This window comes from Streptomyces sp. NPDC045778 (assembly GCF_056431945.1).
Map to the genome: position 1 here is coordinate 250,144 of NZ_JBWKJZ010000004.1, position 22,830 is coordinate 272,973.

The 22,830-nt window shown below is 72.9% G+C and carries 26 protein-coding genes; 6 read left to right on the forward strand and 20 right to left on the reverse strand.

All coding sequences use genetic code 11. The features are described 5' to 3' along the window. The first annotated feature begins 67 nt into the window (after positions 1-67). On the forward strand, positions 68-1,273 hold the full coding sequence (locus AC07GB_RS07150) for a THUMP-like domain-containing protein (protein ID WP_478842437.1): 1,206 nt from the start codon (positions 68-70) through the stop codon (positions 1,271-1,273). A gap of 79 nt (positions 1,274-1,352) precedes the next feature. Here AC07GB_RS07150 and AC07GB_RS07155 read toward each other — a convergent pair whose 3' ends face one another. Further along, positions 1,353-2,825 carry an MFS transporter gene (locus AC07GB_RS07155; protein ID WP_478842438.1) on the reverse strand — a complete coding sequence of 491 codons (1,473 nt, stop codon included), beginning with the start codon at positions 2,823-2,825 and terminating at the stop codon, positions 1,353-1,355. A gap of 75 nt (positions 2,826-2,900) precedes the next feature. On the opposite strand from AC07GB_RS07155, the gene AC07GB_RS07160 reads away from it, so the two are divergent. Next, on the forward strand, positions 2,901-3,599 hold the full coding sequence (locus AC07GB_RS07160) for a TetR/AcrR family transcriptional regulator (protein ID WP_478842440.1): 699 nt from the start codon (positions 2,901-2,903) through the stop codon (positions 3,597-3,599). Here AC07GB_RS07160 and AC07GB_RS07165 read toward each other — a convergent pair. The 4 genes from AC07GB_RS07165 to tsaB are packed head-to-tail and all read right to left on the reverse strand — an operon-like array spanning position 3,596 to position 6,198. Continuing rightward, positions 3,596-3,850: a hypothetical protein gene (locus AC07GB_RS07165; protein ID WP_478842442.1), complete on the reverse strand. Its 255-nt coding sequence runs from the start codon at positions 3,848-3,850 to the stop codon at positions 3,596-3,598. The genes AC07GB_RS07160 and AC07GB_RS07165 overlap by 4 nt on opposite strands. Then, positions 3,847-4,962 (reverse strand): tRNA (adenosine(37)-N6)-threonylcarbamoyltransferase complex transferase subunit TsaD, encoded by a 1,116-nt coding sequence (gene tsaD / locus AC07GB_RS07170; protein ID WP_478842444.1) that lies wholly within the window; start codon positions 4,960-4,962, stop codon positions 3,847-3,849. Before tsaD ends, AC07GB_RS07165 begins: the two co-directional genes overlap by 4 nt. Next, complete coding sequence (gene rimI / locus AC07GB_RS07175; RefSeq protein ID WP_478842692.1) at positions 4,955-5,506, reverse strand: ribosomal protein S18-alanine N-acetyltransferase; 552 nt, start codon at positions 5,504-5,506, stop codon at positions 4,955-4,957. Before rimI ends, tsaD begins: the two co-directional genes overlap by 8 nt. Before the next feature lie 35 nt (positions 5,507-5,541). After that, the gene (gene tsaB, locus AC07GB_RS07180) at positions 5,542-6,198 is read right to left on the reverse strand and encodes a tRNA (adenosine(37)-N6)-threonylcarbamoyltransferase complex dimerization subunit type 1 TsaB (protein WP_478842446.1); all 657 of its coding nucleotides are present in this window, start codon (positions 6,196-6,198) and stop codon (positions 5,542-5,544) included. A 102-nt stretch (positions 6,199-6,300) separates the two neighbouring features. On the opposite strand from tsaB, the gene AC07GB_RS07185 reads away from it, so the two are divergent. Further along, entirely contained in the window at positions 6,301-6,849 is a 549-nt protein-coding gene (locus tag AC07GB_RS07185; RefSeq protein WP_478842448.1) for a hypothetical protein, read from the forward strand. 40 nt (positions 6,850-6,889) lie between these two features. Here AC07GB_RS07185 and AC07GB_RS07190 read toward each other — a convergent pair whose 3' ends face one another. The 6 genes from AC07GB_RS07190 to AC07GB_RS07215 form a co-directional block, all read right to left on the reverse strand. Next, positions 6,890-7,066 carry a hypothetical protein gene (locus AC07GB_RS07190; protein ID WP_478842450.1) on the reverse strand — a complete coding sequence of 59 codons (177 nt, stop codon included), beginning with the start codon at positions 7,064-7,066 and terminating at the stop codon, positions 6,890-6,892. A 180-nt stretch (positions 7,067-7,246) separates the two neighbouring features. Beyond that, positions 7,247-7,762: a tRNA (adenosine(37)-N6)-threonylcarbamoyltransferase complex ATPase subunit type 1 TsaE gene (tsaE, locus tag AC07GB_RS07195; RefSeq protein ID WP_478842452.1), complete on the reverse strand. Its 516-nt coding sequence runs from the start codon at positions 7,760-7,762 to the stop codon at positions 7,247-7,249. Positions 7,763-7,772: 10 nt separating this feature from the next. Further along, positions 7,773-8,981 carry an alpha/beta fold hydrolase gene (locus tag AC07GB_RS07200; RefSeq protein ID WP_478842454.1) on the reverse strand — a complete coding sequence of 403 codons (1,209 nt, stop codon included), beginning with the start codon at positions 8,979-8,981 and terminating at the stop codon, positions 7,773-7,775. Positions 8,982-8,994: 13 nt separating this feature from the next. Next, positions 8,995-10,152, reverse strand: coding sequence for an alanine racemase (alr, locus tag AC07GB_RS07205; RefSeq protein WP_478842456.1), 1,158 nt, complete (start codon positions 10,150-10,152; stop codon positions 8,995-8,997). Positions 10,153-10,284: 132 nt separating this feature from the next. Then, positions 10,285-11,757 (reverse strand): NAD(P)H-hydrate dehydratase, encoded by a 1,473-nt coding sequence (locus AC07GB_RS07210; protein WP_478842458.1) that lies wholly within the window; start codon positions 11,755-11,757, stop codon positions 10,285-10,287. Positions 11,758-11,840: 83 nt separating this feature from the next. Continuing rightward, the gene (locus AC07GB_RS07215; RefSeq protein WP_478842460.1) at positions 11,841-12,209 is read right to left on the reverse strand and encodes a holo-ACP synthase; all 369 of its coding nucleotides are present in this window, start codon (positions 12,207-12,209) and stop codon (positions 11,841-11,843) included. A gap of 103 nt (positions 12,210-12,312) precedes the next feature. Between AC07GB_RS07215 and coaA the strand changes: the two genes are divergently transcribed. Both coaA and AC07GB_RS07225 read left to right on the forward strand, forming a co-directional pair. After that, a complete protein-coding gene (coaA, locus tag AC07GB_RS07220; RefSeq protein WP_478842462.1) occupies positions 12,313-13,311 on the forward strand; it encodes a type I pantothenate kinase in 999 nt (332 codons plus the stop codon). 28 nt (positions 13,312-13,339) lie between these two features. Beyond that, on the forward strand, positions 13,340-14,290 hold the full coding sequence (locus tag AC07GB_RS07225; protein ID WP_478842464.1) for a DUF389 domain-containing protein: 951 nt from the start codon (positions 13,340-13,342) through the stop codon (positions 14,288-14,290). Here AC07GB_RS07225 and glmM read toward each other — a convergent pair. The 4 genes from glmM to AC07GB_RS07245 form a co-directional block, all read right to left on the reverse strand. Beyond that, complete coding sequence (gene glmM / locus AC07GB_RS07230; RefSeq protein WP_478842466.1) at positions 14,287-15,645, reverse strand: phosphoglucosamine mutase; 1,359 nt, start codon at positions 15,643-15,645, stop codon at positions 14,287-14,289. The two genes, AC07GB_RS07225 and glmM, sit on opposite strands and share 4 nt — an antisense overlap. Before the next feature lie 128 nt (positions 15,646-15,773). Then, on the reverse strand, positions 15,774-16,289 hold the full coding sequence (gene rpsI, locus AC07GB_RS07235) for a 30S ribosomal protein S9 (RefSeq protein WP_399610223.1): 516 nt from the start codon (positions 16,287-16,289) through the stop codon (positions 15,774-15,776). 42 nt (positions 16,290-16,331) lie between these two features. Continuing rightward, positions 16,332-16,775 (reverse strand): 50S ribosomal protein L13, encoded by a 444-nt coding sequence (gene rplM, locus AC07GB_RS07240; RefSeq protein ID WP_478842468.1) that lies wholly within the window; start codon positions 16,773-16,775, stop codon positions 16,332-16,334. A gap of 210 nt (positions 16,776-16,985) precedes the next feature. Next, on the reverse strand, positions 16,986-18,203 hold the full coding sequence (locus AC07GB_RS07245; protein ID WP_478842470.1) for a glycosyltransferase 87 family protein: 1,218 nt from the start codon (positions 18,201-18,203) through the stop codon (positions 16,986-16,988). A gap of 74 nt (positions 18,204-18,277) precedes the next feature. Here AC07GB_RS07245 and AC07GB_RS07250 point away from each other — a divergent pair, with 74 nt between their 5' ends. After that, on the forward strand, positions 18,278-19,126 hold the full coding sequence (locus AC07GB_RS07250; protein ID WP_478842472.1) for a hypothetical protein: 849 nt from the start codon (positions 18,278-18,280) through the stop codon (positions 19,124-19,126). Positions 19,127-19,147: 21 nt separating this feature from the next. Here AC07GB_RS07250 and truA read toward each other — a convergent pair whose 3' ends face one another. From truA to rpsM, 5 genes are all read right to left on the reverse strand, one after another. Beyond that, a complete protein-coding gene (gene truA, locus AC07GB_RS07255; protein WP_478842474.1) occupies positions 19,148-20,011 on the reverse strand; it encodes a tRNA pseudouridine(38-40) synthase TruA in 864 nt (287 codons plus the stop codon). Between the two features lie 72 nt (positions 20,012-20,083). Then, positions 20,084-20,575, reverse strand: a complete 492-nt coding sequence (gene rplQ / locus AC07GB_RS07260) for a 50S ribosomal protein L17 (RefSeq protein WP_478842476.1) — start codon at positions 20,573-20,575, stop codon at positions 20,084-20,086. A 136-nt stretch (positions 20,576-20,711) separates the two neighbouring features. Further along, on the reverse strand, positions 20,712-21,734 hold the full coding sequence (locus tag AC07GB_RS07265) for a DNA-directed RNA polymerase subunit alpha (RefSeq protein WP_016645160.1): 1,023 nt from the start codon (positions 21,732-21,734) through the stop codon (positions 20,712-20,714). A 147-nt stretch (positions 21,735-21,881) separates the two neighbouring features. Further along, the gene (rpsK, locus tag AC07GB_RS07270; protein ID WP_003948617.1) at positions 21,882-22,286 is read right to left on the reverse strand and encodes a 30S ribosomal protein S11; all 405 of its coding nucleotides are present in this window, start codon (positions 22,284-22,286) and stop codon (positions 21,882-21,884) included. A 65-nt stretch (positions 22,287-22,351) separates the two neighbouring features. Continuing rightward, the gene (gene rpsM, locus AC07GB_RS07275; protein WP_478842478.1) at positions 22,352-22,732 is read right to left on the reverse strand and encodes a 30S ribosomal protein S13; all 381 of its coding nucleotides are present in this window, start codon (positions 22,730-22,732) and stop codon (positions 22,352-22,354) included. Positions 22,733-22,830 lie beyond the last annotated feature (98 nt).

Genomic DNA, 22,830 nt, shown 5'->3' on the forward strand with positions numbered 1-22,830 from the left:
GGCCCTGCCGAGGGCTCGACACCGCCGCCGGACGCGCACCTTCCACCGACTGGCCCACAATGGGCCGGTGAACGCTCCGCACGATCCGCAGCCCTCCACGACGGCCTTCGCCGCGCTCCTCACCGACGAGGGCACAGCCCTCCTCGACGCCGTACGGGACGTCGAACCGGCCGAGGAACTCGCGGTCGCGACCCGGCTGCGCCGCGACCACCCCGCCGACCTGGTCTCGGCGGCGCTCGCCCAGGCGCGCCTGCGGCAGCGGGCGGTGGCGAAGTTCGGCGCGGGGGACGCGGCGCGGATGTTCTTCACGCCGAACGGCGTCGAGCAGTCCACGCGCACGTCCGTCGCGACGTACCGGGCGGAGCGGTTCAAGGCGCTCGGCGTGCGGCGGATCGCCGACCTGTGCGGCGGCATCGGCGGCGACGCGCTCGCGCTCGCGCGGGCCGGGATCGAGGTCCTCGCCGTCGACCGCGACCCGCTGACCTGCGCGGTCGCCCGGGCCAACGCCGTCGCCCTCGGCCTGGACCACCTCATCGAGGTCCGCGAGGCGGACGTCACGCGGGTGGACACCGGCGGCTACGACGCGGTCTTCGTGGACCCGGCGCGCAGGGGCGGGCGCGGCCGCATCTTCGACCCGGAGGCGTACTCGCCCCCGCTGTCCTGGGCGGTGGCCGCCGCCCGCAAGGCCCCGCGCGCGGCCCTGAAGATCGCCCCCGGCATCCCGCACGAGGCGGTGCCCGAGGAGGCGGAGGCCGAGTGGATCTCGGACGGCGGCGACGTGAAGGAAGCCGTGCTGTGGTTCGGCACGGACGCGCCCGGCTCGCACCGGGCGACCCTGCTGCCCTCACGCGCCACTTTGTGCGCGGGGCGCGCGACCATGCTCCCGGACGCCGCCGTACGCCCCGTCGGCCGCTATCTGTACGAGCCCGACGGCGCCGTCATCCGCGCCCACCTGGTGGCGGAGGTCGCCGCGCGGGTCGAGGGCGGGCTCGTCGACGAGACGATCGCCTACGTCACCTCCGACGTGGCCTGTACGACGCCGTACGCCGCCGCGTACGAGATCACGGATCAGCTGCCGTTCAACGTGAAGAAGCTGAAGGCGCTGCTGCGGGAGCGGGAGGTCGGGGTGCTCACGGTCAAGAAGCGGGGCTCGGCCGTGGAGCCGGAGGAGCTGCGCCGCAAGGTGAAGCCCCGCGGGCCCGGCTCCGCGACGGTCTTCCTCACGCGGGTCGCGGGGGCTCCCACGATGCTGGTGGGCCACCCGCTCCGCTGACCCAGGCCGCCACCCGCTCCGCTGACCCCGGCCGCTGCCCCGGGTCCGTCGGCCTGCGGCCGAGGCACGGAGCGCCGTGCTACGGATTCCGGGGCGGAGCCCCGGTTCCGGAGAAGGGGCGGGCCTGGGGCGCCTCCGCGAGGGGCACCGCCCTGCGGCCCTCGTGCAGCAGACCCGCCGCCACAGCGGCCGCCGCCAGCAGCCCCGCGGCCACCGCGAACGCCGCGGAGAAGCCGTCCGCGAGGCCCGCCCGGCCCGGCCCGGTGGCGCTCGCCGCCACGGCCACCAGGACCGCGAGGCCGATCGAACCCCCGAGCTGCCGCGAGCTGTTGAGCAGCCCCGAGGCCATGCCCGTCTCCCCCGGCGCCACCCCGGACGTCGCGGACGCGCCGAGGGGGACGAAGCACAGGCCGATGCCGACGCTGGCCACGAGGGACGGCCCCAGGATGGAACCGGCGAAGGTCCCGCCCGCCTCGACGGCCAGCGCGAACCACGCGAACCCGGCGGCGCCGAGCAGCCCGCCCGCCATGAGCAGCACCCGCTCCCCGACCCGGCCGACGGTGCGGGTCGCGACGACCGTGCCCGCCACGACACCCACGCAGAACGGCAGGAAGGCCACTCCCGCGCGCGTGGGCGCGTACGCCATGACCTCCTGGAGGTAGAGCGAGGTGAAGTAGAACGCGGCGAACTGGCCCGCGGACATCAGGAGCGAGAAGACGTTCGCGGCGAGCACCGGCCGGTGCGCGAGCAGGCCGAGGCGGAGCAGCGGCTGCCGGGCGCGCCGCTCGCCGCGTATCTCCACGGCGCAGAAGGCCGCGAGCAGCGCGAGGGCGGCGGCGAGCGTGCCGAGCGTGCCGGCCGAGCCCCACCCGTGGCTCTCGGTGCGGACGAGGCCGAGGACGAGGGCGGACGTACCCGCGGTGACCAAGAGGGCGCCGACGACGTCCAGGCGCGGCCCGTCGGCGGCGCGGCGGTCGGCGGGGACGCCGGGCCCGGTGGCGGCAAGCGCGGCGAGGACGACGGGGACGTTGATGAGCATCACCGAGCGCCAGCCCGCCCAGTCGGTGAGCAGCCCGCCCGCCATGACCCCGACGGCGCCGCCGAGCGCGCCCGAGGCGCCCCACAGGCCGAGCGCCCGCGCCCGGGCCCGGCCCGCCGCGTAGTGCACGGTGATCAGCGCGAGCGCCACAGGGGCGAGGGCGGCGGCGCCCGCGCCCTGCACGGCCCGTGCCGCGACGAGCTGCCCCGGGCTCTGCGCGAGGCCGCCCACGAGGCTCGCCGCCCCGAAGACCGCGAAACCGGCGACGAGCGTGCGCCGCCGCCCCAGCAGGTCGGCGAGCCGCCCGCCGAGCATGAGCAGCCCGCCGAACGCGAGCGCGTAGGCGTTGACGACCCAGGTCAGCGACTCGGGTGCGAAGCCGAGGTCCCTGCCCACGTCGGGCAGGGCGATGTTGACGACGGAGACATCGAGGGAGACGAGGAACTGCACGGTGAGGAGGACGGGCAGCAGCAGCGACCCGCGCGCGGCTCCCGTCGTGGCCGAGTGCGTCATGCGCCGCAGATTACTATACGCGTATAGAAAATAAGCAAGGGTCAGAGCGGCCCCCAAGGGGGCGACAATGAGGCCGTGGCAGCCGAAGCGAATGCGGAAGAACCCCCGGAGCCCGGTGCGGACGGGCGGAAGCGGCGGGTCGGGCGGCCGCGCCGCATCGAGCCCGAGGCGATCGTCGGCGTGGCGCGGCGCATCCTCCAGGAGGAGGGCGTGGCGGCCCTCAGCATGCGGCGGGTCGCCAAGGAGATCGGGGCCACGCCCATGGCGCTCTACCACCACGTGCGCGACAAGGACGAGCTGCTGATGCTCGCCCTGTCAGGGACCGCCGCGACCCTGCCGCGTCCGGAGCTGCCCGAGGACCCGCGCGACCGGCTGCTCGCCGTGTCCCTGCACATGCACGGCGTCCTGCTGCGGCTGCCGTGGGTCGTGGAGGTCTTGAGCCTCGGCGACCTCAGCGACAAGGGCGCGATGTGGATGGTCGACGAGATCGTCGGCTCAGGCGTCGCGTGCGGCCTCACGCCGGAGGAGGCCGTGCACGTCTACCGCACCATCTGGCACTGCGTGTACGGCGACCTCGTGTTCCGGCGCGCGATGGCGCGCCGCGCAGAGGAGCCCGACCGCAAGCGGTACTTCCCCGACATGCTCACCGAAGCGGACGCCGCCGAGCTGCCCCATGTGACCCGGCTTGCCCCGCGCTGGGAGGAGATCGCCGGGACCTACGACATCGGCCGCCACCTGGCAGCCGTGATCGACGGACTCCTGGGCAGGGCCTAGGAGTCGACCGGCTCGAACCGCCAGCGGTGCGGCGTCCGGGAGACCAGGTCCCCCGGCGGCTCGGGCAGCTCCGGCAGCTCGGCGTCGTACGCGGCGTCCCACCAGGTGATGACGAGGACGCGGTCCTGGGGCGCCCGGAACGTCTCCCGACGCACCGGCGCCGCCGCCAGGCCCTGCGCCCGCGCCCAGGCGAGCAGCTCGGGCCCGCGCCCCTCGGCGGCGCGGGCCTCCCACATCAGCGCGACGCTCATGAGTAGAGGTTGTCCTTGCTGACCTCGTGCACGTGATCGTGGTCGTGGGTGTGGGCGTGCGCGCCCGGCACGTGCGGCTCCGTCACCGGAAGGGAGGAGTCCGCCGAGAGCCCGAGGTCGGACGGCTGCCGGTTACGTGCCACCATCTCCGCGCCGAGGGCCGCGACCATCGCGCCGTTGTCCGTGCACAGCTTGGGCCGCGGCACCCGCAGGCGGATGCCGGCGCGCTCGCAGCGCTCCTCGGCGAGCGCGCGCAGACGGCTGTTCGCGGCGACCCCGCCGCCGATCATCAGGTGGTCGACGCCCTCGTCCTTGCAGGCCCTGACCGCCTTGCGGGTGAGCACGTCGACGACCGCCTCCTGGAAGGACGCGGACACGTCCCGCACCGGCACCTCCTCGCCCGCCGCCCGCTTGGCCTCGATCCAGCGGGCCACCGCCGTCTTCAGACCGGAGAAGGAGAAGTCGTACGCCGGGTCGCGCGGGCCGGTCAGACCGCGCGGGAAGGCGATCGCCTCGGGGTCGCCCTCGCGCGCGTACCGGTCGATGACGGGGCCGCCGGGGAAGCCGAGGTTCAGCACCCGCGCGATCTTGTCGAAGGCCTCCCCCGCCGCGTCGTCGATGGTCGCGCCCAGCGGCCGGACGTCGGAGGTGATGTCGGTGGAGAGCAGCAGCGACGAGTGTCCGCCGGACACGAGCAGCGCCATCGTCGGCTCCGGCAGCGAGCCGTGCTCCAGCTGGTCCACGCAGATGTGCGAGGCCAGGTGGTTCACGCCGTACAGCGGCTTGCCGAGCGCGTACGCGTACGCCTTCGCGGCCGAGACGCCGACGAGCAGCGCGCCCGCGAGCCCGGGACCCGCGGTGACGGCGATCCCGTCGAGGTCGGACGCGGCGACGCCCGCGTCCTTCAGGGCGCGCTGGATGGTCGGGACCATCGCCTCCAGGTGCGCGCGCGAGGCGACCTCGGGCACGACGCCGCCGAAGCGCGCGTGCTCGTCGACGCTGGAGGCGACGGCGTCGGCGAGCAGCGTGGTGCCGCGCACGATGCCGACGCCGGTCTCGTCGCAGGAGGTCTCGATGCCGAGGACGAGGGGCTCGTCGCGGAGGTCAGCCATGGATCTCGGTTCCTTGTACGCCGTTGACGGGGCCGTCGGCCCGGCCGTTCGGGGAGGGGGGCGGGGCCTGCGGCAGGGCCGAGGGGTCACAGAGGCGCATCACCAGCGCGTCCACGTTCCCCGGCTGGTAGTAGCCGCGGCGGAAGCCGATGGGCTCGAAGCCGAAGCGCTCGTACAGCTTCTGCGCCCGGGTGTTGTCCACACGCACCTCGAGCATCACCTCGGTGGCCTCGAAGGCGGTCGCGTGCCGCAGCAGCTCGGTGAGCAGCCGCGCGCCGAGCCCGGTGCCCCACTGGTCCCGGGCCACGGCGATGGTCTGCACGTCGGCGGCCACCGCGTCGCCGCCGTCGGAGTCGGAGCCCGCCACCGCGAGGCCGCCGTACCCGACGAGGCGCTCGCCGTCGTACGCCACCAGGTAGCGGCGCGTCGAGCCCGGCCCGCGCGCGTGCGCAAGCTCGGACCAGAACATGCCGCGCGACCAGGCGTCCTCCGGGAAGAGCTGCTTCTCGAGGGCGAGGACGGGATCGATGTCCCACCAGCGCATCTCGCGCAGCACGGCGGCGTGGGTCGTCACGGTGGTCACTTGGGGGTGACCACCTTGTAGTTCTTGGGCACCTGCGCGTCCGGACGGCGCAGGTACAGCGGGCGCGGCTCCAGCAGCTCCTCGCCCGCGGCCAGCCGCTCGGCGGCGAGCGCGGCGACGGCGGCGGCCGCCACGTGCTCGGGCCCGCGGGCGTCGGGGAAGGTGTCCGGGTAGAGCGCGGCGCCCGCGCCGACGGCCGGGAGTCCCGCGACCTGCTCGGCGATGTCGGCGGGCCGGTCCACGGCGGGCCCCGTGACGCGCGTGCGCGCGTCCTCGTACCGGGCCCAATAGACCTCCTTGCGGCGCGCGTCGGTCGCCACGACGAAGGGGCCGTCCTCGATCCCGGAGGCGTACGCCAGACCGTCGAGCGTGCACACCCCGTGCACGGGCACGCCGAGCGCGAGGCCGAAGGTGTCGGCGGTCATCAGGCCCACCCGCAGGCCGGTGTACGGCCCGGGGCCCACCCCGGCGACGACGGCGGTGACCGCGTCGAGTCTCACGCCCGCCTCGGCGAGGACCCGGTCGACGGCGGGCAGCAGCAGCTCACCGTGGCGGCGCGCGTCGACCTGACTCGACTCGGCGATGACGGCCGTGCCGTCGTGCAGCGCGACGGTGACGGCGGGGGTTGCGGTATCCAGAGCGAGCAAGAGCACGCGAACAGCCTACGGCTCCGAGGCCCCGCGCACGGCCGCACCGGCCAGGGGTGCCCCGGCTGCTACCGTCACTCCATAGCCGTACGTAGGGAAGGTGGCTCAGTGTCCAGGACCAGCTCGGGATTCGTGGCCGGGCTCACCGCCGCCGCCCTGGCCGTGGTCGGCTTCCTCGCCTACCAGGCCTCCGCGAGCGCGCCGGACGACCTGAACGCGCGGCCGGACAAATCCTCCACGACCCCCACGAAGTCCCCCAAGGGCCAGGGCGACTCCCTGGCGCTGCCCGACCGCTCGGGCACGGGCAAGCGGGTCGTGTACTCGCTCGGCAACGACCGGGTGTGGCTGGTCGGCGACTCCGGCAAGGCCAAGCGCACGTACAAGGTCACACCGAGCACGGTCGACCCGGAGCCGGGCACGTACGAGGTCACGTCGCGCCAGGGCCAGGTCACCGGTTCGGACGGCCGGCAGGTCGAGCACGTCGTGCGCTTCACGGCGGTCGACGGCATAACGGTCGGGTTCAGCGCGGCGCTCAACGGCTCCACGGAGAAGCCGGACCCGGCGAAGAAGACCGGCGGCATCCGCTCGTCCCGCGAGGACGGCAACGCGATGTGGGACTTCGCGTTCATCGAGACGCCGGTCGTCGTCGTCAAGTAACCGTCGCCGCCGAGCAGCCGCCCCTGCGGAGCAGTCGTGCTTACGCGGCGTCCCGTCGCGGCTCGTTTACGGGAGCGTCCTGGCGCACGGGGGCGGCCGGAGGCGTGGAGACGGCGCTCGCGGCGGCGCACGACGCGAGCAGCTCACGCATCGAGCAGCTGGACGGCTGCGCCGTCACCCCCTGCCGGGGCTGTACGTCTCGTTCTGAAGCCGGCATGGACGCCTCCTGGGGCTTCGGGAGCAGACGTGGTTAGGTAGACCTAACCAGTACCGGTATCCATGTGAACACGCCCGGCACCCGCCACGCAACATCTTACCGACGCCTTGTCGGAAAATGTGGACGGCGACAGTCCCGGCAGGGACCACAAGGGCGGGATCCGGGGGCCGGGGAACGGTCTCAGACGGCCAGGACGCTCAGATCGGCGTCCTGCCAGCGCGCCCCGATGCCGTGCAGCACGATCTCGCGTCCCTCGTCCGTGGTGTCTCCCACGGCCCGGTGGATGACCAGGTGCAGCCGGTCGTCGGACAGGTCCTCGACCTTGCCGTCGCCCCACTCCACGACGACGACGGAGTCCGGCAGGGACACGTCGAGGTCCAGGTCCTCCATCTCGTCGAGTCCGCCGCCCAGGCGGTACGCGTCCACGTGCACCAGGGCGGGGCCGTCGCCGAGCGGCGGGTGGACGCGGGCGATGACGAACGTCGGGGAGGTGACGGCGCCGCGCACGCCGAGGCCCTCGCCGAGGCCGCGCGTCAGCGTCGTCTTGCCCGCGCCCAGCTCGCCGGTGAGCATGACGAGGTCACCCGGGCGCAGGATCTCGGCCAGGCGGCGGCCCAACTCCCCCATCTGCTCCGGGGAGTTGACGGCGAGCTTCAGAGTGGTGGCCGGGGCGGCCGGGCTGTGCGGTGCTTCCATGGGGCCCACGTTAACCGGTGCCGGCCGCGCCCGTACGCGCCAGCAGATCCGCCAGGCGGTCCGTCACCGCCTCCGGGTGCTCCAGCATGACCAGGTGGCCGGCGTCCGGCACCAGGACCAGCTCAGCGTCCGGCAGCAGATCGGCGATCACCTCGCTGTGCTCGCTCGGCGTGACCAGGTCCTTGTCACCGGCCAGCACGAGCACGGGCAGCTCGGTGAAGTGCTTGAGCGCGTCCGCCTTGTCGTGCTCGGTGAACGCCGGGTAGAACTCCGCGACCACGTCGATCGGCGTGGACTCGATCATCCGCTCCGCGAACCGCGCGACCGCCGGGTCGACGTCCTTCGACGAGAACGAGTACCGCTTGATGACGCCCGCGAACAGGTCGGACGTGGCCCGCCGCCCGCGCTCGACAAGCTCGGCCTGCGAACCGAGCGCCCGCAGGACACCGGGCAGCACGCGCCGCACGGCGTTCACCCCCGCCACCGGGAGCCCGAAGTTGACCTCCCCGAGCCCGCCGGCGGACGTACCGACCAGGGCGACGCCCACCACCCGCTCCCGGATCAGGTCAGGGAACTGGTCGGCGAGGGCCATCGTCGTCATGCCGCCCATGGAGTGCCCGACGAGGACCAGCGGACCCTCGGGCGCGGCCGCGTCGATCACGGCCTTCAGATCCCGGCCGAGCCGGTCGATGGTGACCGGCTCGCGGTCCCGCAGCCGCGCCGCGCCCCGCCCCGAGCGCCCGTGGCTGCGCTGGTCCCAGTACACGGCCCGGACGACACCCCGCAGCGCGGCGCGCTGGAAGTGCCAGGAGTCCTGGCTGAGGCAGTAGCCGTGGCTGAACACGACGGTGACGGGCGCGGGCGCCCTGCGGCCGAAGAGCCGGCGCCGCCGCGAGGCCTGCGCCCCTTCGTCGCCCACCTCGTCGACCTCGTAGGCCAGCTCCGTGCCGTCGTCCGCGTACGCCTTGCCGGGCGTGCCGCGCAGCGAGCCGTACGGGCCCGAGGCGTCGAGGGCGAGACGGGCCTTCTTGCGCATGCCGCGCCCGACCGTGAGCCGCTCGATGGCGACCCCGGCCGCGGCGCCCGCCGCGATGACCCCTATGGCGGCGCCCGCGATCCCAGCCCGCCGCCAGGACGTCACCGCGCCCCCGGGCCGCCCTGCCACCGCCTCGACCGCCTCGACCATCTCGGCGGCCGCCCCCGCGCTGCCCTCGCCCACGTGCCGCTCCTCTTCAGTCGTCGGTTCCCGGCCGCTCGTCCACGTAGACGCGCGGGACGCGCGAACCGATGCGCGTCACGATCTCGTACGCGATGGTGCCCGCGGCCCGCGCCCAGTCCTCGGCCGTGGGCTCCCCGCGGTCGCCGGGCCCGAAGAGCACCGCCTCCGCGCCGACCTCGGGCTCGTCACCGCCGAGGTCCACCACGAACTGGTCCATGGCGATCCGCCCGGCGGCGGTCCGCCACTTGCCGCCGACGAGCACCGGGCCCGCGCCCGAGGCGTGCCGCGGGATCCCGTCCCCGTACCCCGCGGGGACCAGGCCGAGCGTCGTCTCACCCGGCGTCGTGTAGTGGTGCCCGTAGCTCACCCCGTGCCCCGCCGGGGCGCGCTTCACATGGGCCAGGGCCGCGGCGACGGTCATCACCGGGCGCAGGCCGAAGTCCTCGGGCGTGCCGATCTCGGGGCTCGGCGAGACGCCGTACATCGCGATGCCGGGCCGCACCAGGTCGAAGTGCGTCTCGGGCAGGGTCAGCGTGGCCGGGGAGTTGGCTATGTGCCGCACCTCGGGGCGGACCCCGGCCCCCTCGGCGTACCCGACCATCTCCCGGAACGTCCGCAGCTGCCCGGCGATCGAGGGGTGCCCCGGCTCGTCGGCACAGGCGAAGTGCGACCACAGGCCGGTGACCTTCACCAGGCCTTCGGCCTCCGCCCGCAGGGCCTCGCCCACCAGCTCCGGCCAGTCGCCGGGCATGCACCCGTTGCGCCCGAGCCCGGTGTCGGCCTTGAGCTGCACCCGGGCCGTGCGGCCCGCGGCCCGCGCGGCGGCGACGACCTCGGCCAGCGCGCCCACCCGGCTCACCGACACGTCCACGTCGGCCTCGACGGCCTCCCGCCAGGGCGAGCCCGGCGTCCACAGCCAGCACATGACGCGCCCGCCGACACCCGCGGCCCGCAGCGCGAGCGCTTCCTCGGGCGTGGCGGTACCGACCCACTCGGCGCCCGCGGCCAGCGCGGCCTTGGCGCACGGGACCATCCCGTGCCCGTACCCGTCCGCCTTCACGACGGCCATGAACGCGGCGCCGGGCGCGTGCGCGCGCAGCGTCCGCACGTTGGCCCGAAGGGCGGCGAGGTCGATCTCGGCGCGCACGCGCGGCAGTGCAGTATCAGTCATCGTCGAACAGTCTCTCAGAGCGGAACAGGAGCACGACGGCACGGGCAGCCCCCGAACCGGCGAGAAGCCGCCGACGCATCGCGAGGGGACGCACCGGCATGCCCGCCCGGACCGCCCCTCGACGCCAGGCCGCTAACCCCGCCGCACGTCCCGCCAGGCCTCCGGAACGGCCTCCGCCACGTCCTGCGCCCCCACCGGCGCCCCCTCCGCCGCGAGCCTCCCCGCGAGCCCGTGCAGGAACGCCCCCACGGCCCCCGCGTCCCGGGCCCCGAGCCCCGCCGCGAGCAGCGCCCCGGCGAGCCCCGACAGCACGTCGCCGCTCCCCGCGGTGGCCAGCCAGCCGGTCCCCGTCGGATTGACCCGTACGACACCCCCGTCGGCCCCGGCGACCAGCGTCGTCGAGCCCTTGAGCAGCACCGTGGCCGCGTACCGCCGGGCCAGCTCCCGCGCGGCGTCGAGGCGGGCCGCCTCGACCTCCGCCCGGCCCACCCCGAGCAGCGCGGCCGCCTCGCCCGCGTGCGGCGTGAGCAGCGTGGGCGCGCCCCGCTCCCGCACGGCCGATGCGTCGGCGAGCCGCAGCCCGTCCGCGTCGATGAGCACGGGCACCTCCGCGGCGACCACGTCCCGAAGGCGCTGTCCCGCGTCCCCGTGCCCGTCCCCGAGGCCGGGCCCCACCACCCAGGCCTGCACGCGCCCGGCCTTGGGCACGGGCCCCGCCGAGACCAGCGCCTCGGGGAAGCGGGCGATGACGGCGTCCGCCGCGGGCCCCACGTACCGCACGGCCCCGGCGCCCCCGCGCAGCGCGCCGGCGACGGCGAGGACGGCCGCGCCCGGATAGCGGGCGGACCCGGCGACGACCCCGACGACACCGCGCCGGTACTTGTCGGACTCGGCCCCCGGCACCGGCAGGAGCCGCTCCACGTCGGCGTACTGCAAGGCCTCCACCGCGGGCGCGTACGCGGAGAGTTCGCCGCCGAGCCCGATGTCCACGAGCCGCAGGGCCCCGGCGTACTCCCGGGCGGGATCCACGAGGAGCCCCGGCTTGTACGTCCCGAACGTCACCGTCGCGTCCGCGCGCACGGCCGCGCCGCGCACTTCACCGGTGTCGGCGTCGACGCCGCTCGGCAGGTCGACGGCCACGACCAGGGCACCCGACTCCTCGGCGGCACGGGCGAGTTCGGCGGCGCCGGGGCGCAGGCCGCCCTTGCCGCCGATGCCCACGATTCCGTCCAGGACGAGATCGGCACGCGCGAGGGCCGCGAGCGCGGCACCGTCCTCCGCTTCCCCCGAGCCGTCGACGACCCGCCCCCCGGCCCGGCGCAAGGCGGCGAGCCCACCCGCGTGCGCCCGCTCCGGCGAGAGCAGCACGGCCGTCACCCCGGCTCCGCGCCGGGCGAGCCGCGCCCCGGCGTACAGGGCGTCGCCGCCGTTGTCCCCGCTGCCGACCAGGAGCGCGACCCGCGCCCCGTACACCTTCTTGAGCAGCTGTCCGCAGGCCACGGCGAGCCCCGCCGCGGCCCGCTGCATCAGCGCCCCTTCGGGAACCCGCGCCATCAGCGCGCGCTCGGCCGCCCGTACGTCCTCCACGCGATACGCAGTACGCATCCACCAAGTCTCGCGCACCCCGCGCGCCCCGGCAGCACCGCGGACCGGGGAACGGGGATCGTGGAACGCGGATCGGGAACGGGCTACCCCTCGGCGATGACCACCGCGGACGCCACCCCCGCGTCATGGCTCAGGGAGACGTGCCAGCCGCGCACCCCCAGGGCCTCGGCCCGCGCCGCCACCGTCCCGGAGACCCGCAGCCGCGGCTGTCCCGTCTCCTCCACGTACACCTCGGCATCGGTCCAGCGCAGCCCGGCCGGCGCGCCCAGGGCTTTGGCCAGCGCCTCCTTGGCGGCGAACCGGGCCGCGAGCGAGGCGACCCCGCGCCGGTCCCCGCCGGGCAGATACAACTCCCGCTCCACGAAGAGCCGTTCCCGCATCCCCGGCGTCCGCTCAAGGGAGGCGGCGAACCGGTCGATCTCGGCCACATCGATACCCACGCCAACAATCACGCCGGAAGGGTACGGCACCCTCCCGCCCCGCCACCCGCGACCCCGTGGCGGAGCGTGACACACCCCACCCGCACAGGCGTTCAAACTGCCGTAACAATGGACTGTGATCTCTTTGGTCTCCTCGCCGCCACGGGGCGCCAACCGGCACAAGCCGGAGGCGACCCCCTACGTCGACCTCACCCGTTCCGAGTGGAGCGCGCTGCGCGAAAAGACGCCGCTGCCCCTGACCGCCGCCGAGGTGGAGAAGCTCCGCGGCCTCGGCGACGTCATCGACCTCGACGAGGTGCGGGACATCTACCTCCCGCTCTCCCGCCTCCTCAACCTCTACGTGGGCGCCACCGACGGCCTGCGCGGAGCGCTCAACACCTTCCTCGGCGACACCGGCGAGAAGGGCTCCCAGTCGGGCACGCCCTTCGTCATAGGGGTCGCGGGCTCCGTCGCCGTCGGCAAGTCGACCGTCGCCCGGCTGCTCCAGGCCCTGCTCTCGCGCTGGCCCGAGCACCCGCGCGTGGAGCTGGTGACCACCGACGGCTTCCTGCTGCCCACCAAGGAGCTACAGGCGCGCGGCCTGATGTCGCGCAAGGGCTTCCCCGAGTCGTACGACCGCAGGGCACTGACCCGCTTCGTCGCCGACATCAAAGCCGGCAAGGACGAGGTCACCGCCCCCGTCTACTCACACCTGATCTACGACATCGTGCCCGGTCAGCGCCTCACCGTACGCCGCCCGGACATCCTCATCGTCGAGGGTCTGAACGTGCTGCAACCCGCCCTGCCCGGCAGCGACGGCCGCACCCGCGTCGGCCTCGCCGACTACTTCGACTTCAGCGTGTACGTCGACGCCCGCACCGAGGACATCGAGCGCTGGTATCTGAACCGGTTCCGCAAGCTGCGCGAGACCGCCTTCCAGAACCCGTCCTCGTACTTCCGCAAGTACACCCAGGTCTCCGAGGAGGAGGCGCTCGACTACGCCCGCACCACCTGGCGGACCATCAACAAGCCGAACCTGGTGGAGAACGTGGCCCCCACCCGCGGCCGCGCCACGCTCATCATCCGCAAGGGCCCCGACCACAAGGTGCGAAGGCTCAGCCTGCGCAAACTCTGAACCGTCAGGCCCGCGTTAAGGTGCGGGCATGCTCCATCTGCGGCTGATCACCCCGGCGGACCGTACCGACGCCGTGGTGCGCCTGATCGAGAACACCCCCGGCACGGCCCACCTCGCCGTCGTGCCGGGTGCCGCCCGCAACCCGTCGGGCGACATCGTGATGTGCGACGTCGCCCGGGAGGCGGGCGACGAACTGCTCGGCGGCCTGCGCGCCCTGGAGATCGACAAGCACGGCTCGATCGCCCTGGAGAACATCGACCTGTCGCTCTCCCTGCGCGCCGACAAGGCCGAGGACGAGGCGCCGGGCGAGGGCGCGGACGCCGTCCTGTGGGAGCACCTGACGGACGCCACGCACGAGGAGTCCACGCTCTCCGTCACCTACGTCGCCTTCATCACGCTCGCCACGATGATCGCCGCCTGCGGCGTCGTCCTCGACAACGCGATCCTCATCGTGGGCGCGATGGCGGTGGGCCCGGAGTTCGGCCCGCTCGCCGGCTTCTGCACGGCGCTCGTGCGGCGCGCCCCGCGCCTTGCGCTGCGCTCCCTGATCGCGCTGATCGCGGGCTTCGCCGTCGCCATGGCGGCGACGGTGGCCTTCAGCTTCTTCATGGACGCGGTCGACCTCTTCGACCGGGCCGCCCTGGAGGCCAAGCGGCCCAACACCAACTTCATCTACCGGCCCGACTGGTTCTCCTTCGTCGTGGCCGTCCTCGCGGGCGCCGCGGGCACGCTGTCCCTGACCTCGGCGAAGTCGGGCGCGCTCGTCGGCGTCGCCATCTCGGTGACGACGGTCCCGGCGGCGGCCAACGCCGCGGTGGCCTTCAGCTACGACGAGTACCGCCAGGCCTGGGGCTCCACCGAGCAGCTCCTGCTCAACCTGCTCGGCATCGTCCTCGCCGGTACGCTCACGCTGCTCACCCAGAAGCTGCTCTGGGCCCGGCAGCGCGAACGTACCGCGAAGAAGGCCGCACTTCCCTAGCCGAGCGCGGACTTCACCACGTCCGCCAGGCGCCCGGCCACCGAGCGGGCCTGCTCGATGTCGGCGGCCTCCACCATCACGCGCACCAACGGCTCCGTACCGGAGGGGCGCAGCAGCACGCGGCCGGTCTCGCCAAGCTCGCGCTCGGCGTCGGCGACGGCGACGGTCAGCTCCGCCGACGTCGTCACCCGGGACTTGTCCACGTCCGGCACGTTGATCAGGACCTGCGGAAGGCGCTCCATGACGGCGGCCAGGTCCTTGAGGCTGCGGCCGGTCTCGGCGACGCGGGCCGCGAGCAGCAGGCCGGTGAGCGTGCCGTCGCCCGTCGTGGCGTGGTCCAGGGCGATGACGTGCCCGGACTGCTCGCCGCCGAGCGCGTAGCCGCTGGCCTTCATCTCCTCCAGGACGTACCGGTCACCGACGGCGGTCTGGACGAACCGCAGGCCCTCGCGCTCCATGGCCAGCTTGAAGCCCAGGTTCGACATGACCGTGGCGACAACGGTGTCGCGGCGCAGCACCCCGCGCTCCCGCATGCCGAGCGCGAGCACGGCGAGGATCTGGTCGCCGTCGACCTCGGCGCCCGTGTGGTCCACGGCGAGGCAGCGGTCGGCGTCACCGTCGTGCGCGATGCCGAGGTCGGCGCCGTGCTCGACGACGGCGGCCTGGAGCTGCTCCAGGTGGGTCGAGCCACAGCCGTCGTTGATGTTCAGGCCGTCGGGGGACGCGCCGATGGTGACGATCTCGGCGCCCGCGCGCGCGAAGGCCTCGGGCGAGACCCGGGCGGCGGCGCCGTGCGCCTCGTCCAGGACGATTTTCAGCCCGTCGAGCCGGTTCGGCAGCACGCCGATCAGGTGCGCCACGTACTGGTCGAGCCCCTGGTCGTAGGAGGTGACACGGCCGACCCCGGCGCCGGTGGGACGCTGCCAGGGCGCGCCGGTGCGGTGCTCCTCGTAGACGGACTCGATGCGGTCCTCGAGGTCGTCGGCCAGCTTGTGGCCGCCGCGCGCGAAGAACTTGATGCCGTTGTCGGGCATGGCGTTGTGGCTGGCGGACAGCATCACGCCGAGGTCGGCGCCGAGCGCGGCGGTGAGGTGGGCCACCGCGGGGGTGGGCAGCACACCGACGCGCAGGACGTCCACGCCCGCGCTCGCCAGGCCCGCGACGACCGCGGCCTCCAGGAACTCCCCGGACGCGCGCGGGTCACGCCCCACCACCGCTGTCGGGCGATGGCCCTCGAAGGTGCCCGCTTCGGCGAGCACGTGTGCCGCGGCGACCGAGAGACCGAGCGCTAGCTCCGCCGTCAGATCGGCGTTGGCGACACCGCGCACGCCGTCCGTGCCGAAGAGTCGTCCCACTGCTGTCCTCCGAACATTCGACATTCCGAGCGTCCACCCCGGATCGACGGGGCGTTGATAAACGAAACGCCCCGGCAGCACACAGGGTGCCGCCGGGGCGTTCGTGAAGTACTAGCAGGCAGCGACGATTAGCGCTTGCTGTACTGCGGGGCCTTGCGGGCCTTCTTGAGACCGGCCTTCTTGCGCTCGACCGCACGGTCGTCGCGCTTGAGGAAGCCGGCCTTCTTCAGGGCGCCGCGGTTGTTGTCCACGTCGGCCTCGTTCAGGGCGCGGGCCACGCCGAGGCGCAGGGCGCCGGCCTGGCCGGAGACGCCGCCACCCGAGATGCGGGCGACCACGTCGTAGCGGCCCTCAAGCTCGAGAACCTTGAACGGCTCGTTGACTTCCTGCTGGTGCACCTTGTTCGGGAAGTAGTCCTCAAGGGTGCGACCGTTGATCTTCCACTTGCCGGTGCCCGGAACGATCCGGACGCGGGCGATGGCGTTCTTGCGACGGCCCAGGCCGGCGGCCGGCTGCGGGTCGCCGAAGCGCGCGGCGTTCGACTCCGAGGTGTACTCGCCCTCGACGGGCGCCTCGGACTCGGTGGTGTAGTGCTCGATGTCGACAGTCTCGTCGATCGGCTGCTCGGCGGTGGTCTCGGCCACGATGCTCCTCAGATTCTCTTCAGGCTTAGGGGGTGGCCGGACTTACTGCGCGACCTGGGTGATCTCGAACGGCTGCGGCTGCTGCGCGCCGTGCGGGTGCTGGTCACCCTTGTAGACCTTCAGCTTCGAGAGCATCTGACGGCCCAGCGAGTTCTTGGGGAGCATGCCCTTGATGGCCTTCTCGATGGCCTTCTCGGGGTTCTTCTCAAGCAGCTCGTCGTAGCGGACCGAGCGGAGGCCGCCCGGGTAGCCAGAGTGGCGGTAGGCCATCTTCTGGGTCTTCTTGTTGCCGGAGAGGTGAACCTTCTCGGCGTTGACGATGATGACGAAGTCGCCCATGTCCATGTGGGGGGCGTAGACCGGCTTGTGCTTGCCGCGCAGGAGAGAGGCGGCGGTGGTCGCCAGACGTCCCAGGACGATGTCCTGGGCGTCGATGACGTGCCACTGACGGGTCACGTCGCCGGGCTTGGGGCTGTACGTACGCACTTCGTAGCCTTCGCTTCTTCAGTGGATGGGGTCCAGACACACGGCACCCAGGAAGCGATCATGCAGCTGGGGCTCACAATGCCGGGGACGCTGCCCGTATGCGAGCCACTGGTAACTGCTCCAGGGAACCTACGTATGGGCCCTTTCGCGTGAGAACGAGGAAGCCAATACGTATCAGTCCCCGAGACTACCCGCGCCGCCCCGTATGGGTCAAAACGCGGCCCTGGAGACCGGCGCCGCCGACCCCGCCGCCTCGGGCGGTCCTGCGTCATCCACAGTAACCACCCTCGGCCGCAGACAGCATCGCGCGACCGCGACGGCCAGTACACAGAGCGTGACGCAATCCTTGAAGGCCCGCCGCGCCCCCGGCTCAAGCCCCACCCACGTGAACCCCGGCACCTGCGGCACGAGGGCCACCCAGAACCCGGCCCCCCGCACCACGGCCCCCGCCTCCCCCGCCCCCGCGAGCAGCAGCGGCACCACGACCAGCAGGTAGTGGTCGTACGAGGGCCGGGACACCAGGAACGCGGCCAGCATCAGGGCCACCGCCGTCTCCACGACCCGCCCTGCCCCCGCGTCCCCGCGCCCCCACCGCCGCCACGCACACCACACCCCCGCCACGGCCCCCGCCCCCGCCACGAGCGACGCCGCCGCCCCCGGCACCCCAAGCCGCGGCAGCACGGCCGCCGGCGACGCCTCGTAGAGCCGTACGAAGCTGTCGCCGCCGCGGAGGAGGAAGGGGAGCGTACGGGTGAGGAAGCCCGCCGGGTCCGGCAGCAGGAGCGCCGCGGCGGCGGACACCGCGACCGGCACCCCCACGGCCACGCCCAGCTCCCGCCACCGCCGCGCGAAGACGAAGAGGAGCAGCACCGGCACCAGGAGCGGCTTCACGGCCACCGCCACGCCGAGCACCACCCCCGCCCGCCCCCACCGGCCCCGGCACACGCACAGGACCGCAAGGGGCAGCGCGACCGCCGACGCCACGGTCCAGTTCCCCAGCTCCACCAGGTGCCCGAAGGGCGCGAAGCCAAGGGCGAGCCCCAGCAGGCCGAGCACCGCGAAGCGGCTGCGCCACGGCACCCCGTGGACGCGCAGCGCACACGCCCAGCCCCCGGCAAGGGCCCCCACCACCCCCACCGGCACCAGCACCCGCACCACGCCCTGCGGCAGCACGGCCTGCGGCACCGCCGCGAGCACCGCTCCCGGGAGATACAGGAAATGCCGGTCCGCGTACGGCGAGCGCCCGTCGAGCCACGCCCCGGCCGCCCGCGCCACGATCCCGTTGTCCATGCCGCCGTCCGGCACCCGGTACGCGACGCGCAGCACGAGCGCGCCGAGGACCACCCCGAGCACCGCCCACGCCTGCCACGCGGCAGGCCGCAGCCACCATCCCGCACCGTCGGAAACATCACATTTGCCCGCGTTCATGCGGCTCAGGCTAGGGCGAGAAGCCGCCCCCGCCCCGGCTCAACATCCCCACCGCCCCGTCTAAGATGCCGCGCATGAGCTTTGGGCAAGGGGGACCCCAGTGGGGTCCGGGGGGCTCGCAGACCCCGGACTGGGCGGCACTGGCCGAGGCGTCCGAGAAGCGCGCCCGGCGCCGCAAGTGGCTCCTGCTGGGCGGCGGCGCCCTCGCCACCGTCGGCGTCGCCACGGCCGTGGCCGTGGCCGTCGTCTCCGCGAACGGCGACGACGCCTCCGCGTCCGACAAGTCCGCGAGCGAACTGCCCTCGTCCCCCGACATCCCCGGCGCCTCCTCGGCCCCGGAGCCCTCCTTCGAGGCGACCACTCCCCCGCCCCCGCCGGACCCGAAGGACTACATCTCCAGCGCCGACAAGGACAAGGCACCCCTCAGTGCCGCGATCCTCTTCCCCGGCACCAAGCTGACCTCCGGCGACACGGTCTACAAGAAGGGCGCCACCGCCGACACCAAGCGGTGCGCCTCGGTCACCCAGCCGGTCCTCGGCCGCGTCCTCACCCGGAACGAGTGCACCAAGCTGATGCGCGTCACCTACGCCCGCGGCGGCGTCGCCGTCACCGTCGGCGTGGCCGTCTTCGACACCGAGGCCCAGGCCGCCAAGGTCAAGAAGCAGGTCGACAAGGGCCTGGTCACCTCGCTCCCCGGCAAGGGTGTCGGCACGTTCTGCCGCACGGCGGTCTGCCGTGGCACGTACAACGCGTACGGCCGTTACGCGTACTTCACGACGACCGGCTTCCTGGGCGGCAAGGACGTCACGGAGAAGGACCGCAAGGCGTACGAGGTCGGCGACGACCTCGCCCGCTTCGCCTTCAACCAGATCAACCGCCGGGGCGAGACGCAGGCGTCCGCCGCCGCCAACAACCCCGAGTAGAACGAACGCTGTATTCAGCGCTCAGCAACATCCCGCCGCCGACGCCGACGGCAGCGACCGCTTGTTGCGCGCCTCCGCGCTGCGCGCCGCGAGCAGCTCGTCCGCCGGATAGCCGACCTCCTCCAGGGTGAGCCCGTGCGGCCGCACCACGTGCACCGCCGAGTCCCGCACGCCCGCCGCGAGCACCTTCCCCGGCCAGTCCGGCGGCCGGTGGCCGTCCCCCACGAACAGCATGGCCCCCACCAGGGACCGCACCATGTTGTGGCAGAAGGCGTCCGCCCGCACGGTCGCTTCGAGGATCCCGTCGGGGCGCCGCTCCCAGCGCAGCTCCTGGAGCGTGCGGATGGTCGTCGCGCCCTCGCGCCGCTTGCAGTACGCGGCGAAGTCGTGCTCGCCGATGAGCGCCCGCGCGGCCTCGTTCATCGCGTCCAGGTCGAGCGTCCAGTCGTGCCACAGGACGTGGCCGCGAAGGAGCGGGTCGACACCGCCGGGGTGGTCGGTCACGCGGTACGCGTACCGCCGCCAGATCGCCGAGAACCGTGCGTTGAACCCGGCCGGGGCCTCCTCGGCCCGCCAGATCCGCACATCGTGCGGCAGCCGTCCGGCGAGCCGCCGCAGCAGCTTCTCGCGGTGCTCGGCCCACACGCTCTCCGGCAGGTCGACGTGTGCGACCTGGCCGCGCGCGTGCACCCCGCTGTCGGTACGGCCGGCCACGGTCAGCTCGTACGTCTCGCTCGACCGCGTGACCGTGCGCAGCGCGTCCTCGATCTCGCCCTGGACGGTCCGCTGGCCTTCGCGCTGCTTCGCCCACCCGGAAAAGTCCCGGCCGTCGTACGACAGGTCAAGGCGCACCCGGACGAACCCGGGCTTCACTTCCTCACTCACACCGCAATCCTCTCAGGCACACGAAAGCGGGCCCGCCCCGAAGGGCGGACCCGCTCACAGCAAGGCAGAGCCTCAGGCGTCCTTGGACTCCTCGGCGGCCTCAACCGGCTTCGCGTCCTCGACGGGCGCGTCCTTCTTGAGGGCGTCCTCCTTGACGGCGCGCTTGGTCGCCGCCTCGGCCTCACCGGTGGCCTCCTGGGCCACGGTCAGGGCCTCCACCAGCTCGATGACGGCCATGGGCGCGTTGTCGCCACGGCGGTTACCGATCTTGGTGATACGGGTGTAGCCACCCGGGCGGTTCTCGTAGCGCGGGCCGATCTCGGCGAAGAGCGTGTGGACGACGCTCTTGTCCGTGATGACCTGGAGCACCTGACGGCGGTTGTGAAGGTCACCCTTCTTCGCCTTGGTGACCAGACGCTCCGCGAACGGGCGCAGGCGGCGGGCCTTCGCCTCGGTCGTGGTGATGCGGCCGTGCTCGAAGAGATCCTTGGCGAGGTTCGCCAGCATCAGCTTCTCGTGCGCGGCGCTGCCGCCCAGACGGGCACCCTTGGTGGGCTTCGGCATGGTGTTTCTCCTAGTGATCTGCCCCGGCCGTATCAGGTACCGGGGTCAGTGGACCCACGCCCCAAAGGGGCGCGGGGAACTGCGCGACCAGCCACAACGGTCCCGCAGCCACAGACAAGCCGCCGGTCCCGAGCGTTTAGTACTGCTCGGTCTCGACGAACCCGGCATCCGCGTCGTCATCCGCGCCGAAGGCGTCCGCGGCGGCGGTCGGGTCGAATCCGGGCGGGCTGTCCTTGAGGGCCAGACCCATCCCGTTGAGCTTCATCTTGACCTCGTCGATCGACTTCGCACCGAAGTTGCGGATGTCGAGCAGGTCCGCCTCGGAGCGGGCGACCAGCTCGCCCACGGAGTGGATGCCCTCGCGCTTGAGGCAGTTGTAGGAGCGGACCGTCAGCTCCAGCTCCTCGATCGGCAGCGCCAGGTCGGCGGCGAGCGCGGCGTCCGTCGGGGACGGACCCATGTCGATGCCCTCGGCGTCGATGTTCAGCTCGCGGGCCAGACCGAACAGCTCGACCAGCGTCTTACCGGCGGACGCCATGGCGTCGCGCGGCCGCATGGCCTGCTTGGTCTCGACGTCGACGATCAGCTTGTCGAAGTCGGTGCGCTGCTCGACTCGGGTGGCCTCGACCTTGTAGGTCACCTTGAGGACCGGCGAGTAGATGGAGTCGACCGGGATGCGGCCGATCTCCTGGCCGACCTGCTTGTTCTGCACGGCGGAGACATAGCCGCGACCGCGCTCGACGGTCAGCTCCATCTCCAGCTTGCCCTTGCCGTTGAGCGTGGCGAGGACGAGGTCGGGGTTGTGCACCTCGACACCGGCCGGCGGCGCGATGTCGGCGGCGGTGACCAGACCCGGGCCCTGCTTGCGCAGGTACATCACGACCGGCTCGTCGTGCTCCGAGGAGACGACCAGCTGCTTGATGTTCAGGATGAGGTCGGTGACGTCCTCCTTGACGCCCGGCACGGTGGTGAACTCGTGCAGGACACCGTCGATGCGGATGGACGTGACCGCCGCACCCGGGATCGAGGACAGGAGGGTCCGGCGCAGGGAGTTGCCGAGGGTGTAGCCGAAGCCCGGCTCCAGCGGCTCGATGACGAACCGGGAGCGGAACTCGTCGACGACCTCTTCGGTCAACGAGGGACGCTGAGCAATCAGCATGTTGCGATCCTTCAGTCATGGGCGCCCGCTATTTGACGCCCTACTGCAATGACAAGGGTACGGGCGGTACGAGCCCCAAGGGGTACGTACCGCCCGAATCCTCAAGGCAACCGCGCGAAGCGGCACCAGGTCAGACGTAGAAATACGTCAGACGCGGCGACGCTTGGGCGGACGGCAGCCGTTGTGCGGGGTCGGCGTGACGTCCTGGATCGAACCGACCTCGAGGCCCGTGGCCTGGAGGGAGCGGATCGCGGTCTCGCGGCCGGAGCCCGGACCCTTCACAAAGACGTCGACCTTGCGCATGCCGTGCTCCTGCGCGCGACGCGCGGCCGACTCGGCGGCCATCTGCGCGGCGAACGGGGTGGACTTGCGCGAGCCCTTGAAGCCGACGTGGCCGGCGGAGGCCCAGGAGATCACGTTGCCGGTCGGGTCCGTGATGGACACGATCGTGTTGTTGAACGTGCTCTTGATGTGCGCGTGGCCGTGAGCGACGTTCTTCTTTTCCTTGCGGCGCACCTTCTTGGCAGCGCCCTGACGACCCTTGGGGGGCATCTTTAACTCCTACGGGAGGTGGTCGGTCCTGCAGCGTCAGCTGTCGATAGACCGCTGAGCGAGGACTACTTCTTGCCCGGCTTCTTCTTACCGGCGATGGCGCGACGCGGGCCCTTGCGGGTGCGAGCGTTGGTGCTGGTGCGCTGACCGCGGACCGGCAGACCACGACGGTGGCGCAGACCCTGGTAGCAGCCGATCTCGACCTTGCGGCGGATGTCGGCCTGGATCTCGCGACGGAGGTCACCCTCGGTCTTGATGTTCTGGTCCACGTACTCGCGGATCTTGACGAGGTCGTCCTCGCTCAGGTCGCGAACACGGGTGTTGCGGTCGACACCAGTGGCGTCCAGCGTCTGCTGGGACAGCGTCCGGCCGATGCCGAACACGTAGGTGAGGGCGACCTCGATGCGCTTGTCGCGCGGGAGGTCAACACCTTCAACGCGTGCCATTCATGGCTCCTGTGAATCTTCGGAGGTCTTCAGCAGAACCACTCCCAGCCGCCGTATGAGGTACGTACTGGGTCCCCGGCCTCCGACCGGGGGTGTCG

Coding starts and splice junctions, on each gene's coding strand:
- AC07GB_RS07155 (WP_478842438.1), bottom strand. CDS start 2,825: ATGACGCACTCGGCCACGACGGGAGCCGCGCGCGGGTCGCTGCTGCTG.
- AC07GB_RS07165 (WP_478842442.1), bottom strand. CDS start 3,850: ATGAGCGTCGCGCTGATGTGGGAGGCCCGCGCCGCCGAGGGGCGCGGG.
- tsaD (WP_478842444.1), bottom strand. CDS start 4,962: ATGGCTGACCTCCGCGACGAGCCCCTCGTCCTCGGCATCGAGACCTCC.
- rimI (WP_478842692.1), bottom strand. CDS start 5,506: ATGCGCTGGTGGGACATCGATCCCGTCCTCGCCCTCGAGAAGCAGCTC.
- AC07GB_RS07190 (WP_478842450.1), bottom strand. CDS start 7,066: ATGCCGGCTTCAGAACGAGACGTACAGCCCCGGCAGGGGGTGACGGCG.
- tsaE (WP_478842452.1), bottom strand. CDS start 7,762: ATGGAAGCACCGCACAGCCCGGCCGCCCCGGCCACCACTCTGAAGCTC.
- alr (WP_478842456.1), bottom strand. CDS start 10,152: ATGACTGATACTGCACTGCCGCGCGTGCGCGCCGAGATCGACCTCGCC.
- AC07GB_RS07210 (WP_478842458.1), bottom strand. CDS start 11,757: ATGCGTACTGCGTATCGCGTGGAGGACGTACGGGCGGCCGAGCGCGCG.
- AC07GB_RS07225 (WP_478842464.1), top strand. CDS start 13,340: ATGCTCCATCTGCGGCTGATCACCCCGGCGGACCGTACCGACGCCGTG.
- AC07GB_RS07245 (WP_478842470.1), bottom strand. CDS start 18,203: ATGAACGCGGGCAAATGTGATGTTTCCGACGGTGCGGGATGGTGGCTG.
- AC07GB_RS07250 (WP_478842472.1), top strand. CDS start 18,278: ATGAGCTTTGGGCAAGGGGGACCCCAGTGGGGTCCGGGGGGCTCGCAG.
- rplQ (WP_478842476.1), bottom strand. CDS start 20,575: ATGCCGAAGCCCACCAAGGGTGCCCGTCTGGGCGGCAGCGCCGCGCAC.
- AC07GB_RS07265 (WP_016645160.1), bottom strand. CDS start 21,734: ATGCTGATTGCTCAGCGTCCCTCGTTGACCGAAGAGGTCGTCGACGAG.
- rpsK (WP_003948617.1), bottom strand. CDS start 22,286: ATGCCCCCCAAGGGTCGTCAGGGCGCTGCCAAGAAGGTGCGCCGCAAG.
- rpsM (WP_478842478.1), bottom strand. CDS start 22,732: ATGGCACGCGTTGAAGGTGTTGACCTCCCGCGCGACAAGCGCATCGAG.